General features: G+C 58.8%; 16 protein-coding genes and 2 pseudogenes. 7 read left to right on the plus strand and 11 right to left on the minus strand.

Going from position 1 to position 14,420, the window contains the following annotated elements; translation table 11 throughout:
• Positions 1-9: 9 nt before the first annotated feature.
• Positions 10-855 (minus strand): prolipoprotein diacylglyceryl transferase, encoded by an 846-nt coding sequence (gene lgt, locus P6U16_RS18635; protein ID WP_277701743.1) that lies wholly within the window; start codon positions 853-855, stop codon positions 10-12.
• Positions 856-1,051: 196 nt separating this feature from the next.
• On the opposite strand from lgt, the gene P6U16_RS18640 reads away from it, so the two are divergent.
• From P6U16_RS18640 to P6U16_RS18655, 4 genes are all read left to right on the plus strand, one after another.
• Positions 1,052-1,312 (plus strand): accessory factor UbiK family protein, encoded by a 261-nt coding sequence (locus tag P6U16_RS18640; protein WP_277701744.1) that lies wholly within the window; start codon positions 1,052-1,054, stop codon positions 1,310-1,312.
• Between the two features lie 445 nt (positions 1,313-1,757).
• A complete protein-coding gene (locus P6U16_RS18645) occupies positions 1,758-2,258 on the plus strand; it encodes a YbjN domain-containing protein (RefSeq protein ID WP_277701745.1) in 501 nt (166 codons plus the stop codon).
• A 4-nt stretch (positions 2,259-2,262) separates the two neighbouring features.
• The gene (gene proC / locus P6U16_RS18650) at positions 2,263-3,081 is read left to right on the plus strand and encodes a pyrroline-5-carboxylate reductase (protein WP_277701746.1); all 819 of its coding nucleotides are present in this window, start codon (positions 2,263-2,265) and stop codon (positions 3,079-3,081) included.
• Positions 3,082-3,093: 12 nt separating this feature from the next.
• On the plus strand, positions 3,094-3,435 hold the full coding sequence (locus tag P6U16_RS18655; protein WP_277701747.1) for a tRNA-binding protein: 342 nt from the start codon (positions 3,094-3,096) through the stop codon (positions 3,433-3,435).
• Here P6U16_RS18655 and P6U16_RS18660 read toward each other — a convergent pair.
• The 5 genes and pseudogenes from P6U16_RS18660 to P6U16_RS18680 form a co-directional block, all read right to left on the minus strand.
• A complete protein-coding gene (locus P6U16_RS18660; RefSeq protein WP_277701748.1) occupies positions 3,432-4,655 on the minus strand; it encodes a multidrug effflux MFS transporter in 1,224 nt (407 codons plus the stop codon). The genes P6U16_RS18655 and P6U16_RS18660 overlap by 4 nt on opposite strands.
• Before the next feature lie 104 nt (positions 4,656-4,759).
• The gene (locus P6U16_RS18665) at positions 4,760-6,139 is read right to left on the minus strand and encodes an ATP-binding protein (RefSeq protein WP_277701749.1); all 1,380 of its coding nucleotides are present in this window, start codon (positions 6,137-6,139) and stop codon (positions 4,760-4,762) included.
• 74 nt (positions 6,140-6,213) lie between these two features.
• On the minus strand, positions 6,214-6,915 hold the full coding sequence (locus P6U16_RS18670) for a response regulator transcription factor (protein ID WP_277701750.1): 702 nt from the start codon (positions 6,913-6,915) through the stop codon (positions 6,214-6,216).
• 16 nt (positions 6,916-6,931) lie between these two features.
• On the minus strand, positions 6,932-7,399 hold the full coding sequence (locus P6U16_RS18675) for a MarR family transcriptional regulator (protein ID WP_277703901.1): 468 nt from the start codon (positions 7,397-7,399) through the stop codon (positions 6,932-6,934).
• 334 nt (positions 7,400-7,733) lie between these two features.
• Positions 7,734-8,350 (minus strand): annotated as a pseudogene (locus tag P6U16_RS18680) (DUF1236 domain-containing protein).
• 58 nt (positions 8,351-8,408) lie between these two features.
• Between P6U16_RS18680 and P6U16_RS18685 the strand changes: the two are divergent.
• The gene (locus P6U16_RS18685; protein ID WP_277701751.1) at positions 8,409-8,681 is read left to right on the plus strand and encodes a hypothetical protein; all 273 of its coding nucleotides are present in this window, start codon (positions 8,409-8,411) and stop codon (positions 8,679-8,681) included.
• A 68-nt stretch (positions 8,682-8,749) separates the two neighbouring features.
• Positions 8,750-9,391, plus strand: coding sequence for an MBL fold metallo-hydrolase (locus P6U16_RS18690; RefSeq protein ID WP_277701752.1), 642 nt, complete (start codon positions 8,750-8,752; stop codon positions 9,389-9,391).
• 72 nt (positions 9,392-9,463) lie between these two features.
• Here P6U16_RS18690 and P6U16_RS18695 read toward each other — a convergent pair whose 3' ends face one another.
• The 4 genes from P6U16_RS18695 to P6U16_RS18710 all read right to left on the minus strand — a co-directional run bounded on the left by P6U16_RS18695 (position 9,464) and on the right by P6U16_RS18710 (position 11,688).
• Positions 9,464-9,901, minus strand: a complete 438-nt coding sequence (locus tag P6U16_RS18695; protein ID WP_277701753.1) for a BA14K family protein — start codon at positions 9,899-9,901, stop codon at positions 9,464-9,466.
• A 149-nt stretch (positions 9,902-10,050) separates the two neighbouring features.
• The gene (locus P6U16_RS18700; RefSeq protein ID WP_037098666.1) at positions 10,051-10,266 is read right to left on the minus strand and encodes a cold-shock protein; all 216 of its coding nucleotides are present in this window, start codon (positions 10,264-10,266) and stop codon (positions 10,051-10,053) included.
• An 809-nt stretch (positions 10,267-11,075) separates the two neighbouring features.
• Complete coding sequence (locus P6U16_RS18705; protein ID WP_277701754.1) at positions 11,076-11,261, minus strand: hypothetical protein; 186 nt, start codon at positions 11,259-11,261, stop codon at positions 11,076-11,078.
• Positions 11,254-11,688: a hypothetical protein gene (locus P6U16_RS18710; RefSeq protein ID WP_277701755.1), complete on the minus strand. Its 435-nt coding sequence runs from the start codon at positions 11,686-11,688 to the stop codon at positions 11,254-11,256. The genes P6U16_RS18705 and P6U16_RS18710 overlap by 8 nt, the downstream gene beginning before the upstream one ends.
• A 455-nt stretch (positions 11,689-12,143) precedes the next feature.
• Between P6U16_RS18710 and P6U16_RS18715 the strand changes: the two are divergent.
• Positions 12,144-13,345: pseudogene (locus P6U16_RS18715) on the plus strand (pyridoxal phosphate-dependent aminotransferase).
• Positions 13,346-13,438: 93 nt separating this feature from the next.
• Here the strand turns inward: P6U16_RS18715 and P6U16_RS18720 are convergent.
• A complete protein-coding gene (locus P6U16_RS18720; protein ID WP_277701756.1) occupies positions 13,439-14,371 on the minus strand; it encodes a LysR family transcriptional regulator in 933 nt (310 codons plus the stop codon).
• Between the last annotated feature and the right edge of the window lie 49 nt (positions 14,372-14,420).

The following is a 14,420-nucleotide window of genomic DNA, read 5'->3' on the forward strand; positions in this document are numbered from 1 at the left end:
CAGCTCCACTCAAGCCGCAGAAAGGGCGGCGCGGCGGGCGCGCGCGATTGCCCACAGGCCGATGAACACCATCGGCAGGGAGAGCAACATGCCCATGGTCAACCAGCCGCCGGCGAGGTAGCCGATCTGGGCATCGGGCTCGCGGAAGAATTCGACGAAGATGCGCGAGAGGGCATAACCGCAAACAAAGACGCCGCTGACCAGGCCCGGCGATTTCAGCGCATGGCGGCGATAGATCAAGAAGGCCAGCATCGCGAGCAGCACGATACCTTCGAGGGCTGCCTCGTACAGCTGGCTCGGATGGCGCGCAAAGGGTCCGCCAGTGGGAAAGACGACGGCCCAGGGCATGGACGACAGGCGGCCCCAGAGCTCGGCATTGATAAAATTGGCGATGCGGCCGAAAAGCAGGCCGATCGGCACCACGGCGCAGACGATATCGAACAGGCTCCAGATGGCGATACCGTTTTTGCGCGCAAAGATCAGCATGGCGATCAGCGTGCCGATCAGGCCGCCATGGAAGGACATGCCGCCGTTCCAGATTTCCAGCGCTCGTATTGGGTTTTCGACGACGCTCGCAAAGTCGTAAAACAGGATGTAGCCGATGCGCCCGCCGCCGACGATGCCGGCTGCGGCCCAGAGCAGAAAGTCGTCAAGCTGCGTTTCCGTCGCGGCCGGTTGGCCATTGCGCCACAGCGCTGTGTTGCGCACCAGCCGTCGGGCATATTGCCAGCCGAGCAGGATGCCCGCGACATAGGCGAGGCCATACCAATGCACCTGCAACGGCCCGATGGAAAACAGCACCGGATCGATATCAGGGAAGGGCATGATCGAGAGGAGTGTCGCGAGTGTTTCCAAGGTGTTGGTTCAATTCCGAATTGTTCGTTTCCGCGAAACATGGCGATGCAATCCGGTATGGTCAAGGCGTGCGGGGCAAAGCTCCGGCAATGACCACCGTATTTTTCCTTGCATAGAGGCCAAGACGCTCCTACCTCCTGTGTAGATCGCCCGCTTAAGCTAGGGCCAAGGTCAGTATCAATCGGAGAACGAGACGATGAGCACAGGTGCAAACCGCATTCTGGATGATTTCGCCAAGCTGATGACGGATGCGGCCGGCGCCGCACAGGGCGTCCGGCGCGAGATGGAAACAGTCTTCCGCGCACAGGGAGAACGGCTCCTCAATTCCATGGACCTCGTCAAGCGCGAGGAATTCGAGGCCGTTCGCGAAATGGCCATCAAGGCTCGCGACGAAAATGAGGCGCTGATGGCGCGTATCGCGTCGCTCGAAGCCCGTCTTTCGGACGTCTCCAAGTAAGTTTCAAACCCTCACGGCGCGCCAGACTGCGCCGTGAGGCCGCCGCCCTGTCTTGTATCGGCAATCCTTGCTACGCAATAGTTCGCCGCATCGTCCACCAGCGGGAACTTGAATAATTTCCCGAATTATTTTCGCCCTGTGGACACTACCAAAAAACGCTTACGGCAGAGTCGTTTAAGAACCGCCGCTGAATCTGTTTCATAAGCCTATCCACAGCCCCCGGATGCTATTTTCGATCGGGGGGCTGGCATGCGGACTCGGGCATTATACACTGATTTTAAATGATGATTCGAAGCGGATCACACAAGCTCCGGGCAGGGTAAGTCAGCCAGGATGGCCGTGTGTCCAAGCAATCATAACTGTGTTGGTTTCTGGTATCCAAGTTTGCAGCATGCGTGCGTAAGCACGATGACGCATGCCTATGCCGGAACATTTAGGGTGAAGCATGAGCCTGATGGAATTGGAACTTGAGCGTCAATCAAACCCGGTCGATATGATCGAGTTTGTCGCGGCCAACAATGATTGGTCCTTCGAACGTTCCGGCGAAGACGAAATCGCCATGACCGTCGAAGGCAAGTGGACGGACTATCATGTTTCCTTCTCCTGGATGGAAGAGTTCGAAGCGCTGCACCTTGCCTGTGCCTTCGACATCAAGGTTCCCGAAAGCCGCGTCAACGAAGTCATCCGGCTGCTCTCCCATATCAACGGGCAGGTGCTGATGGGGCATTTCGATCTCTGGCGGCAGGAAGACGTCGTCATTTTCCGCCAGTCGCTGCTGCTTTCCGGCGGCGCCGAGCCAACCAACAAACAGGTGGAGGTGCTTCTGTCGAGTGCCCTCGATGCCTGCGAGTCCTATTTCCAGGCGTTCCAGTTCGTTGTCTGGTCCGGTGTCGATGCGCAGACCGCGGTCGAGGCCGTGATGTTCGAAACCGTCGGGGAAGCGTAAGATTATGGAGCTGGAGACGACGGGGCCGATCGTTCTGATCGGTGCAGGAAACATGGGTGGCGCGATGCTCAGCGGTTGGCTGAAGAGCGGCATCCCCGGGTCGCAGCTTCTCGTCATCGATCCCGGCCCGTCGCCGTCAATGGCGGCTCTTATCTCCGACAATGGTGCGCGGCACGAAACTGCCGCACCCGCAGGTCTCAAGGCCGGTGTTCTTTTCCTTGCCGTGAAGCCGCAGATGATGGGCGCGGTGCTGCCGCCCTTGAAGAGCCTCGTCGGCCCGGACACTGTCGTCGTTTCCGTCGCTGCCGGCACGACGCTTTCCTTCATGCAATCCCATCTCGGCGATGCGGCGATGGTGCGGGCGATGCCGAACACGCCGGCCATGATTGGCCGCGGCGTGACGGGTGCGTTTGCCAACGAAGCCGTTTCCGAAGCGAAACGCGCGCTCGTGCATGATCTTCTCAAAGTCTCAGGCCCTGTCGAATGGGTCGAAACGGAAGCCGATATCGATGCGGTGACCGCCGTTTCGGGCAGTGGCCCGGCCTATGTCTTTTATCTCGTCGAGTGCATGGCGGAAGCCGGTCGCAAGGCCGGTCTCCAGGCGGACCTCGCCATGCGTCTTGCTCGGGAAACCGTCGCGGGGGCTGGTGAACTCCTACACCAGTCCCCCGATGACGCCTCCAGACTGCGCCAGAACGTAACGTCTCCGGGTGGTACGACTGCGGCTGCCTTGAATATCCTCATGGCCGAGGACGGAATGCAGCCTTTGTTCGACAAAGCGATTGCCGCGGCACGCAAGCGCGCCGAAGAACTCGCCGGTTAATTCGGAGATTCCATGTCTGAGCCGATCACCTACGCCGATTTCGAACGCGTCGATATCCGCGTCGGGACCATCCTGGAAGCAACCGCCTTTCCGGAGGCGCGCAAGCCGGCTTTCAAGCTGGTCATCGATTTCGGTCCCGAGATCGGTATCAAGAAATCATCCGCCCAGATCACGGTGCACTACACGCTGCAAACGCTGGTCGGGCGGCAGGTGCTGGGCGTCGTCAACTTCCCGCCGCGCCAGATCGGGCCGTTTCGGTCCGAAGTCCTGACGCTCGGTTTCGAGGGCGAGGCGGGTGCGATTGTTCTGGCTGGGGTTGGTCAGCCGGTCCCAAATGGACAGAAGCTCCTTTAATCCCAGTATTGCACGGCTTCGACTGGACTGTCGGAGCAGCGCATCGCGACCTCGGCCAGAATGAGCGCCGAAATGCCGGCCAGTAGAAAGCCAGATGCGAGGTTATAGGGCGTGCCGTCGTAGAAACGTCCCATGCCAATCGCAAACGCCGTGGCAACGAGGCTCGATCCAGATGCGATCAGCGAGGTCCCGAGACCGGCCACCTGCCCAAGCGGTCGCATGGCCATTGCGTTGAGATTTCCAAAGAGTACGCCGACCGCGAAGAAGGCCGCAAAACCCAGCACGAGCAGACCGGCGAGTGGCAGGCGTCCGGCCCAGTGGTATGTCGCGATCACCAGTGCCAATCCGGCAAGGCTCAGCCCGACAAAGCCGGTCCGCGCCATGGCCTCCATACCAAAGCGCTGCACGAGCTTTGCATTGACGAAGGAGGCAAGCCCTATACCCAGCGCGAGCCCGGCAAAGTAGAGCGGGAAGGTGTCCGTGATCTCGTAGGCATCGAAGAAGAAATCGGCCGCCGTGCTGAGATAGAGGAGCTGTGCCCCGAAAACGAGGCCGGTGGCGAGGATCAACAGCACCACCCGTGGATGTCCGAGAATACGCCTGCCATTCAAGAACAGCAGTCGTGGACGCAAAGCGATACGTCGATCCGGCGGCAGGGTTTCTGGCTGGCGGACGATGAGCCAAGTGCCGAGAACCGCGGCAATCGCAAGGTAGAAGCCAAAGAGGCTGCGCCAGCCGGCCAGTGCGATCAGGCCCTGTGTCATGGCTGGTGCCAGCATCGGCACGAGGATGAACAGGGTGAACATGAAGGACAGGATACGGGCCATGGCATCGCCCTCGAACTGATCGCGGATCATTGCGCGCGTCGCAATCTTCGGACCGGATACGCCCACGCCTTGCAGAAGCCGCCCAAGGATCAACATTTCGAACGATCCGGCCATCAGGGCGATGACTGTGCCGAGCGCATAGACCGCAAGGCCAAGCACCAGCGCCCTCTTGCGCCCGATGGCATCGGACAGCGGCCCGAGCAGCAATTCGCCAAACGCCATGCCGAGGATGAACAGCGAGATGACGTGCTGTGTGGACAGCGGCGGGGAAACGCCGAGTTCCACGCCGATCTCACGCAAGCCAGGCAAGAGTGCGTCGATGCTGAGCGAGGTCAGGGAGGTCAATAGAGCATAGAGCGCGATGCGTTCACGAAAGCTGGGCGTAAGTGTCATCTGTCTTCCGCTTAGGAGGATGTTGAGCCTACCTATACCCAACTTCCCCAAAATCGTCCTGGCGAATGTCTCTCAAGTCGAAGGTTCACCATCGCTCGCTGTGATCACGCCGGCACCCGGATCACTGCTCTCAACCCACCCAGCGGGCTGTCCGAGAGCGTGACATTGCCGCCGTGGCTGCGGGCGATGTCGCGGGCGATGGCAAGGCCGAGGCCTGTGCCGGAGCTGTCGAGGTTTCGCGCCTCGTCGAGACGGAAAAACGGCTTGAAGACGTCGTCGCGGGAGCGCTCGGGTATGCCGGGGCCATCATCGTCCACCGTGATCGTCAGCCACTTGCCCCCGTGGCGTGCATCGATGTGAACCGTGTTGGCATACCGGTATGCATTGGAGGCGAGATTTGCCACCAGCCTTGTGAAGGCATTGGGCCGCACGCGGATGAGGTCGTCGCCTTCGACGGCAGTCGTCAGCACCTTGCCATGGAGTTCGGCTTCCGCCTGCAATCGGATCATCAGGTCGTTCAGCCGCAATTCTCCGAGGTCTTCCTCCGCCTCGCCACGCGCAAAGGCGAGGTACCCCTCAAGCATGCTCTGCATGTCCTCGACATCCTGGTTGAGGTTGTCGAGATCGGGGCTGTTGCCGGCGAGCGCCAGTTGCAGCTTGAAGCGGGTGAGGATGGTGCGCAGGTCATGGCTGACGCCGGTCAGCATTGCCGTGCGCTGTTCGATCTGCCGCTCGATGCGCTCGCGCATCTGGATGAAGGCAAGGCCTGCGCGTCTGACTTCCTCGGCGCCACGCGGCGAAAAACTGTCGATCTTCTGGCCCTTGCCGAAGCTTTCCGCAGCCTTGGCGAGCGTCAGGATTGGCCGGATCTGGCCGCGCAGGAAGAGGACGGCGATGGTGAGCAGGACGAGGGAGGCGCCGACCATCCAGACGATGAAGATATGGGTGTTGGATGCGTAGGCCTGGTTTCGGCGGGCATAGACCCTGAGGATGCGTTCGCCGTCGATCTTGATGCGGATTTCGACGAGATTGGAGTTTCCGACGGTGTCGATCCAGAAGGGCAGGCGGATCTGGCGGGAGATTTCCTCGCTGAGGATCTGGTCGAGAATCTCGAAGAAGGGCTTAGGCCGCGGCGGCGGCAGTTCGCCGTCCGGCTCGACCGATATACTGAGGTTCAGCCGATCGCGGGCGATACGGACGATGTCGTCGTAGTCCTCTTTTGGCGCCGCGTTGATCAGGTCGATGATGGCCGCAATATCGCTTGTGACTGCCGCAGACAGGCGCTGCGTTACAAGCTGCCAGTGCCGTTCCATGAACACGAAGGCGACGACCGATTGCAGTAGCACCATGGGAATGATGACGATCAGCAGCGAGCGGGCATAGAGACCCATCGGCAAACGCCGCCGCAGCCAGCGGGTCGCACGTTTCCAGCTGCTGTCCCCGGCCCGAAGCCAGTCGCGCGGTCGGAAATCAAAGCTCGCCATGGGAAACCCGGATGGTCAATTCTTCTCCTGTCGCAGGACAATGAACGGGACGGAGGATCGCCCGCGTCAAATTCTCAGTCGATGCTCAAACGGTAGCCTATGCCGCGCACGGTCTGCAGGAACACCGGGTTGGACGGGTCATCCTCGATCTTGCGCCTGAGACGGTTGATCTGCACGTCGATCGTGCGCTCTCCGACCTCGGCATCGTCGCTGACCAGTTCGTGGCGCGGAATGGTTTCGCCGGCGCGCTGCGAAAACAGCATCATGATTTCCTGTTCGCGATCGGTGAGCCGGATATGGTCGGCGCCGCGGCGCAGTTCCTTGCGCACCACCGAAAAGGTGAACGGGCCGAAAATGACCTGCTCGACCTTTGGTGTCTGTGCCGGCGCATTGCGGCGCAGTATGTTGTTGATGCGCAAAACCAGTTCGCGCGGGTCGAATGGCTTGGGCAGGTAATCGTCGGCACCGGCCTCCAGGCCCTCTACGCGCGCATTCGCCTCCGCAAGCGCCGTCAGCATGATGATCGGCACGGTCTTGACCTTACGCAGGCTCTGGGTCAGCGAGATGCCCGTTTCTCCCGGCATCATCACATCGACGATGAGCAGATCGTAGTCGATGCCGTTCAGCTTGCGGCGCGCCTCGTCCGCATCGGCCGCAACGGTGATGCGAAACCCCTGCTCGGTGAGGTAACGATTGAGCAGGTCGCGGATACGACGGTCGTCATCCACCACTAAAAGGTGGGCGGCATCGTCGGAAATCCTCGTGTTCTTCGTCATGGTACCATGCCCTGTCTTACCGATCCGTGCCGCTACTGCCGGTCTTCATGCCGGACAGAAAGCGTTTCACAGTATCGCGTGTGTCCGGGCCTGTCTTTGCCAATGCAGCGGCTATGCGGCGGGACTGTGGCTCGGCAAGCGCGTGCGCGAAGGCCTTTCCTTCTCTTGTGGTATAAAGCTTGCGCTGGCGGCGGTCTTCAGGGCCTGCCACCTGGTGGATATAGCCGCTGTCGATCAGCTGCTTCAGCACGCGGGCGAGGCTTTGCTTGGTGATCCTCAGCGTATCAAGCAGATCGGCGACCGTCATGCCCGGTTCGCGATCGACGAAATGTACGACGCGGTGGTGTGCTCGCCCGAAACCGCGCTTTTCCAAGATCGCATCGGGATCGGAAATGAAATCGCGGTAGGCAAAGAACAGCAGTTCAATGATCTCGTAATCGATGCCCCCGTTGTCGCTCTCCTGGGCATCGCGCCCCCGGGCGATGGCCGTCTCTTGCGGACGGATATCTTTCGGCTGTCCTGCCACGCGGTCATTTCCTTTCAATCACATGCACTTCAGAAGCCGCTTCTAAAATATGTCAGCTTTATTGATATATTTTTTCCGCTTAGACAGCACCAATCATCCCGCTGACGGGACCCGGTCGCTTCCGTGCTTCGCAAGATAGGCCGTGACGTGCCGATCGCCAATCCGAAATGATCAAAAACATAGGAGGGGATAGTTGCGCTGGAGATAGCGATGAAAGAAAACATGCGAGGACGCAAAACGGCGACCTGCAAAGGCCGCCATTTTCTCATTCTGCTTGTTAATCGATGTCGTCTTACTGGTAGACGTAGACGATCTGGCGGGTGTTGGGATCGACCAAAACCTGGCGATCATTGACCCGGACGTAACGATATTCGTAGTCGGGAATTTCGACCATTGTCACATCCTCTGGCAACCTGCCACCGACAAGGATATCACCGTCGATGCTAACGCTATCGACGGGGTTCGTCTCTATATAGGTGCGGACCAGCTCCGGGGGTTAACTTCGCCGACACGCCCAAGTAATTCATCACCCGGCTGGGGATTGGCGGCTCCGGCAACGCTGCCAGTCGTTTCATAGGTCACGACCGGTACCCCGAGATCAACGCGGTGTTCTTCAATAATCATCGGCTGGCCGCCCTGATCGACCGAAAGGTTCTCCGCATAGACCCAGCCACGCATGCCGTTGACATCGATGCGGCACCAGTTGCTACCCTCCATGCAGCCGTCCAGGGTGCCTGCGCTGCCACGTGTCGCCATACCAACAGTCGGATATTCCGTGCCCGGACCAGCCTGAATATTCAGGTCGGTAACGGTCGTCACACTCATCTGCCCAAGGGCTAGAGAGGTAGTCGATGCGAGAATGAGGCCGGACAGGGCCAGCATGGTGCGAAAATTCGGTTTGTTCGTCATCTCTTCGATCTCCGATTACACGATGATGACAACAACGCCGGCTTGACGGTGATGTTCCGTGGGTAACTTCACAAAATGTGAAAATGTAAAATATTGGAATCGTTCCGTTTTCCACGGAACCTATTTTGGTCATCGGTGTTTCACTGAAAAATCGGAGATGAGCGCAATGCAAGAACAATCATTACAGGATCAAACGTCGGCAGCCATACAGCTTCGTCCGGTGGTCTTAATCGTTGTGGCGCTCAAGCTCATGGTCTTTGCCCTGTTGATGACCACGATCCACATCCCAGCGCCAACGTCCATGCCTCTGGAAATCGCCTCGGTTCAATAGAACTCCGCTGTACTCACCGGTGGCTTCGCTATATCTGGCCTTATCTTTTTCATTGTGAGGCGGCCAGCATGTTACAGGCGGGCATTATCCCGGTTACCCATTTCCAGCAGAATTGCACCGTGCTGTTCGACACGGATACCAAGGAAGGCGTGATCGTCGATCCGGGCGGTGACGTGGATGTCATCCTCGAAACGATCAAGGGCAATGGCATCACCCTGAAGGCGATCTGGCTCACGCATGGTCATATCGATCATGCCGGCGGCGCCAAGGAGTTGAAGGAGGTGCTTGGCCTCGACATTATCGGCCCGCACAAGGATGATCTTCCGCTTCTCGAAAAGCTGGAAACTCAGGCCGAGCGCTTCGGTCTGACGATGAAGGTCCAGAACGTCATTCCCGATCAATGGCTTGAGGATGGTGACACCGTGTCCTTCGGAGAGCATGTCTTCGAGGTCCTGCATTGCCCCGGCCATGCGCCCGGCCATGTCGTCTATTTCAATCGAACACAGGGTTTCGCCCATGTCGGCGATGTGTTGTTCCACGGGTCGATCGGCCGCACGGATCTGCCGGGCGGCAATCACCAGCAGCTTCTCGATTCGATCCGGGACAAGATCCTGCCACTTGGCGACAGCGTCGGTTTTATCTGCGGCCACGGGCCGGGCGGGCAGATCGGCGAGGAGCGCCGCAGCAATCCCTATCTGCGCGGTCTTTGATTTATTCAGCGCATACGAAAAAGCCCATGCGACTTGCGACGCATGGGCTTTTGTTTCGCGCGTATCGACAGATCAGCCGGCAGTGCAGAAGTAATCACGGCCGTCATAGCCGCGGAAGGTGCCGGAATCCGGGTTGAACGAGCGGTAGCGCTGCGAGCAATAGCGATACCAGGCTGGCGACCAGGGCTCGAGCGAACCGTAGGTCTGCTGAACGACCTGACGGCGATAGACCGGGCGGGGCTCGTAGCGGCGATAGACCGGACGGGGTTCGTAATAGTCTGGCTCCGGATCGATATAGACCCGTTCCTGGTAGCGCGGCTGCGAGTTGGCGATGGCGCCGCCGATGATCACACCGGTGGCAAGGCCAAGCGCGCCAAGAGCGATGCCGTCATTGTGACCATGGTGACGACGATGGCGGCGCCAGTCCTCGGCATGGGCAACCGACAGTGTCGGCAGAACGGTCGCCGTTGCAACGATTGCAAGAACTGCTGCTTTGATGAACGTATTCATTGGTTTAATCCTGTGCATGGTCCGGATCACATTCCGTTCTTCATGATGGAGGCAGATTAGGGCCACCAAACTGAATGCAGGCTGAACAAAAAACCCGGCAGTCTTGCCGGGCTTCAACTCGAAACGTTTTGCAGGAAGGTAGGGTGGCGTTAGCCGGAGACCTGCAGGTTGACTGCCTTGGGGCCCTTGCCGCGGCGGTCCGGTTCTGTGTCGAAGCTGACCTTCTGGTTTTCCGAAAGTCCATTCAGGCCCGAGGCCTGTACCGCAGAAATATGTACGAAGATGTCGGCGCCACCGTTGTCCGGTTTGATAAATCCAAAGCCCTTGTCGGTGTTGAAGAATTTTACAATGCCAGTCTCGGCCATGCGTCAGGTCCTTTTTCCTCTACCCGGATGAGCGGCGGGCAGCATCACATTATATGCCCTTGGGGGCGGGGGCAGGCAGTTCTCGACTAAGAGGAAAGGGTCCCTTCATTGCAGCCAGTCATCGAAACCGCTGCCTTTCGGCGGCTTTTTCATCCGACTGCCCGGAGCATATTGCGTCTCCGGCGCGCATTATTCTAGGTCTTCCCGTGTTCGCAAAATGCCCGAACACAGTAAGATTGATGGGTTTATTTTAAATTGGCAAGCAAAAGTTTTTTGAAGCGCAGACACCACTTGGCATTGTTCAAAAACCGGTCAACTGCCGTTTTTTGCGCTTTTTCCGCGTTTGCAATGCAAGCTATTGAATTCATAAGATTTTGTGATGTATTGCGTAGATTTTAGGCCGTTTGCGTCATGGCGTGTCGCTCACGAATGCGTCAATCTGGTTACGACTAGAGCTGCTCGATTTATTAACCTTTTGATAAAACTTGCCTTCCGGAGGTTTTTCGCTGCCAACCGGACAGGGCATCTGGCGGCTCCGCAAATCGGATCCATCACCCCGATTTTTCTATGGAAGCAGAAATCGATTGTTCCGGATTGAAGCATGTTCATCCTTAAATCCGAACAACGCCAAGTAAATCTCTTGCCAATTTCTGGATTTTCCCCAGTGATCCCGGCTTTCCCGTGCAAGGGTTGTTTTCAGTCCGGGCCAAGGAAGGCGGTATTATACTTTTGACGGTGCTGATACAGCGGCCGGCGGCAATGGTTGTCATTGCTCGTGGTCACCAGGGCGGCGTTGGTTTCAGCCTTGGCTATCGGCGGATCAGTATCTGACCGCTCGTTGGCACGGTGTCCGTCTGTGTCTTCAGAAGCAAACCCTTGCCGATCAGCATCAGGCCGGCGAGCGCGAGAAGCGCGATCACTGCGAGAACCAGGGTTTCTATCGGGTTGAGACGGGCAAGAAAGCCGCTGCGCTGTTCGATGGACATGTCACGCATCACGATTCGAGGCTTCTGACATCAGGCCGCGCAATTGCCAACGCCACAAGCTGAAAGTCGTTGCCGCCATCAGCGCGACGATCATCAGCAGGATGCCGATCTGGATATGGCGGTCGGCATTCGCTGAACGTGCCAGATCGACAAGCGCGCGGCCTTCGGCGACGGGAATGCTGCCGGTATGGATGGTCTCGTCCGCCATTGGCAGCGCGAAAGCATCGGCCGCTGACGGCGATATCACAAGCGCGTCAGCCGGGATCGACACTTGCGGTGCATGCCTGGCCGACAGTTCGGTGCCGGCCTTTGCCTGCGCCATCATGCCCATGATCATCAGCATCACGAGCACCAAGGCCGCGATTGCCAGACAGGTCCCCCAGCGCATGTCCCGCATCGTCATGCGCATGGCGCCGATTTCGTCATCGAGACCCATTGATTGTTTCCTTGAATGGCGGGCGATTCTGTCGCTCATAAGAGGTTAGGAACCCGGCTGCACAAGGACCGAATTGCGGCAGCCCGCGTCATTTATTGCGGCAAAATAAAGGCGCTGAGCAAATGGCTGAAACCTGCTGATTTGTCTTAATAAATTGCAAAAGAAGCACGCTTGATCACAGTCTTTCGCCAACACTCCAGGATACGTTCCGCGGCCCGAAAAAGCGGAGTCTTCTCAGTCTGCTGCTGGCTTAAGTGCGCAGTTTGATTCATCCGCTTCGTTGATCGCACGAATGAAACTTTGTGATGGTGGCGCATTTTCGGGGCCAGTTGCCGGATTTCACGGCCTTTGCGCTTGAAACGCCTCCCGTCTTTCGACATACACCTAACCGCACTAGAGCCGTTCGATGCTCCAGAGGCGACATGCTGTTTCAACCTGTCCAGGAAACCTGACCCATGGCCTTTCTTGCCGATATCCTTTCCCGTGTGAAGCCCTCCGCCACCATCGCCGTTTCCCAGAAAGCCCGTGAGCTGAAAGCCAAGGGCCGGGACGTGATCGGTCTGGGCGCCGGTGAGCCGGATTTCGATACGCCGGACAATATCAAGAAGGCCGCCATCGACGCGATCAACCGCGGCGAGACGAAGTACACGCCAGTCTCCGGCATTCCGGAACTGCGTGAGGCAATCTCGAAGAAATTCAAGCGCGAAAACAACCTCGACTATTCAGCGGCGCAGACGATCGTCGGCACTGGCGGAAAGCAGATTCTTTTCAACGCCTTCATGGCCACCATGAACGCAGGCGATGAAGTCGTTATCCCTACACCTTACTGGGTGTCCTATCCGGAGATGGTCTCGATCTGCGGCGGCACCCTGTTTTCGTCGCCACCACCCAGGAAAACAATTTCAAGCTGACGGCGGATGATCTCGACAAGGCGATCACGGACAAGACCAAGTGGTTCATCTTCAACTCGCCATCCAACCCGTCGGGCGCCGCCTACAGCCATGACGAACTGAAGGCGCTGACGGACGTTCTGCTCAAGCACCCGCATGTCTGGATCCTCACCGACGATATGTATGAGCACCTGACCTATGGCGACTTCAAGTTCGCCACCCCGGTCGAGGTCGAGCCGAAGCTTTATGACCGCACGCTGACCATGAACGGTGTCTCCAAAGCCTATGCCATGACCGGCTGGCGTATCGGCTATGCCGCCGGCCCGCTTTCGTTGATCAAGGCGATGGACATGATCCAGGGCCAGCAGACATCAGGCGCCTGCTCGATCGCCCAGTGGGCGGCTGTCGAGGCGCTGAATGGAACGCAGGATTTCATTCCGGAAAACAAGAAAATCTTCGAAGGCCGCCGCGATCTGGTCGTCTCGATGCTCAACCAGGCCACGGGCATTTCCTGCCCGTCGCCGGAAGGCGCCTTCTACGTCTATCCGTCCTGCAAGGGGCTGATCGGCAAGACGGCGCCGACCGGCAAGGTCATCGAAACCGACGAGGATTTCGTCTCCGAGCTGCTGGAATCCGAAGGTGTTGCCGTCGTTCACGGCTCGGCCTTCGGTCTTGGCCCGAACTTCCGCATTTCCTATGCGACCTCGGAAGAATTGCTGGAAGAAGCCTGCAAGCGCATCCAGCGTTTCTGCGCTGCCTGCAAGTAAGCGCAGTTTTCTACCGAAGGGCTCCGCCGGAAACGGCGGAGCCCTTCGTCGTTTTGCCGTCATGAGGTAATGGCCATGCTTTCGGCGAGGAGGCTACGGCGTCGGGCGATCGTCAGGCCTTTGCGCCGCGCGGATGGAGCCAACATAGTCCATCAAGCCCTTTGCCAGCGCATCGAAGGTCACGCGGCAGCGCGGCGTGTTGCGCAGGTTCTCGTGCATGGCGAGATAGGTCTCGAGCGAAAATTCGAACTCCTTTGCCAGCACGCGCACCAGCTCGGGATCGCGCCGGGCAAGCGCGATCTGGCAGATGCCGATACCGAAGCCAGCGCGGATCGCGGAAAGCTGGGCGATATTGTTGTCAGTCTTCAGCGCAAAACGCACGGCGTCCAGTTCCGGCAGCCGCTTGCGCATCGCGCGGATGAATGCGGTTTCGCGATCGAAGCCGATGATGCTGTGGCCGGCAAGGTCGCTCAGGCTCGCCGGCGTGCCCCTGGCCTCGAGATAGCGGCGATGCGCGTGAAAGCCGAGCGGAATGCCGCCGATCCGCCGGGTGACGAGCGCCTCCTGCTTCGGCTCGACCATGCGCACGGCGATATCCGCCTCCTGCCGCAACAGATCCTCGACCGCATCGGACAGCGATAGCTCGATCGTCAGTTCCGGATTGGCGGCGTGTAACTCGGCAAGGATGGGCGGCAGGACTTCGACACCGACGGCCTCGCTGGCGCTGATCCGCACTGTACCACGCACGCTTTCGCTCTGTCCGCTGGCGGCACGCAGCAGCGCCGCGGCATTCGAGGCCAGCTGTCGTGCAAAGGGCATGAGTTCGTCTGCGGCTTCCGTGGTCAGCAGACCGTGCGGCGAGCGTGTGAATAGCTGGACGCCGAGCGACTGCTCCAGCGCGTCGATGTGGCGGCCGACGGTCGGCTGGGTCAGCCCCAGCGAGCGGGCCGCGGCAGACAGTGATCCCTCCTTGGCCACGGCCAGAAAGGTGCGGTAGTAATCCCAGTTTGGTTCCAGGTTGCTCATTGATTTTAGTATAATGGCTAAAGATATTTGCGCAATTCCGTTTATCTCC

Origin of the sequence: Rhizobium sp. 32-5/1, from assembly GCF_029537235.1 — a bacterium.
Classification (GTDB): Bacteria; Pseudomonadota; Alphaproteobacteria; order Rhizobiales; family Rhizobiaceae; genus Pararhizobium.

Bases quoted from the DNA above. Each gene is read 5' to 3' on its own strand.
- P6U16_RS18645 (WP_277701745.1), top strand. From the start codon at position 1,758: ATGAGCCTGATGGAATTGGAACTTGAGCGTCAATCAAACCCGGTCGAT.
- P6U16_RS18705 (WP_277701754.1), bottom strand. From the start codon at position 11,261: ATGCGTGACATGTCCATCGAACAGCGCAGCGGCTTTCTTGCCCGTCTC.
- P6U16_RS18665 (WP_277701749.1), bottom strand. From the start codon at position 6,139: ATGGCGAGCTTTGATTTCCGACCGCGCGACTGGCTTCGGGCCGGGGAC.
- P6U16_RS18690 (WP_277701752.1), top strand. From the start codon at position 8,750: ATGTTACAGGCGGGCATTATCCCGGTTACCCATTTCCAGCAGAATTGC.
- P6U16_RS18695 (WP_277701753.1), bottom strand. From the start codon at position 9,901: ATGAATACGTTCATCAAAGCAGCAGTTCTTGCAATCGTTGCAACGGCG.
- P6U16_RS18670 (WP_277701750.1), bottom strand. From the start codon at position 6,915: ATGACGAAGAACACGAGGATTTCCGACGATGCCGCCCACCTTTTAGTG.
- P6U16_RS18720 (WP_277701756.1), bottom strand. From the start codon at position 14,371: ATGAGCAACCTGGAACCAAACTGGGATTACTACCGCACCTTTCTGGCC.
- P6U16_RS18710 (WP_277701755.1), bottom strand. From the start codon at position 11,688: ATGGGTCTCGATGACGAAATCGGCGCCATGCGCATGACGATGCGGGAC.
- P6U16_RS18655 (WP_277701747.1), top strand. From the start codon at position 3,094: ATGTCTGAGCCGATCACCTACGCCGATTTCGAACGCGTCGATATCCGC.
- P6U16_RS18660 (WP_277701748.1), bottom strand. From the start codon at position 4,655: ATGACACTTACGCCCAGCTTTCGTGAACGCATCGCGCTCTATGCTCTA.
- proC (WP_277701746.1), top strand. From the start codon at position 2,263: ATGGAGCTGGAGACGACGGGGCCGATCGTTCTGATCGGTGCAGGAAAC.
- P6U16_RS18640 (WP_277701744.1), top strand. From the start codon at position 1,052: ATGAGCACAGGTGCAAACCGCATTCTGGATGATTTCGCCAAGCTGATG.
- P6U16_RS18700 (WP_037098666.1), bottom strand. From the start codon at position 10,266: ATGGCCGAGACTGGCATTGTAAAATTCTTCAACACCGACAAGGGCTTT.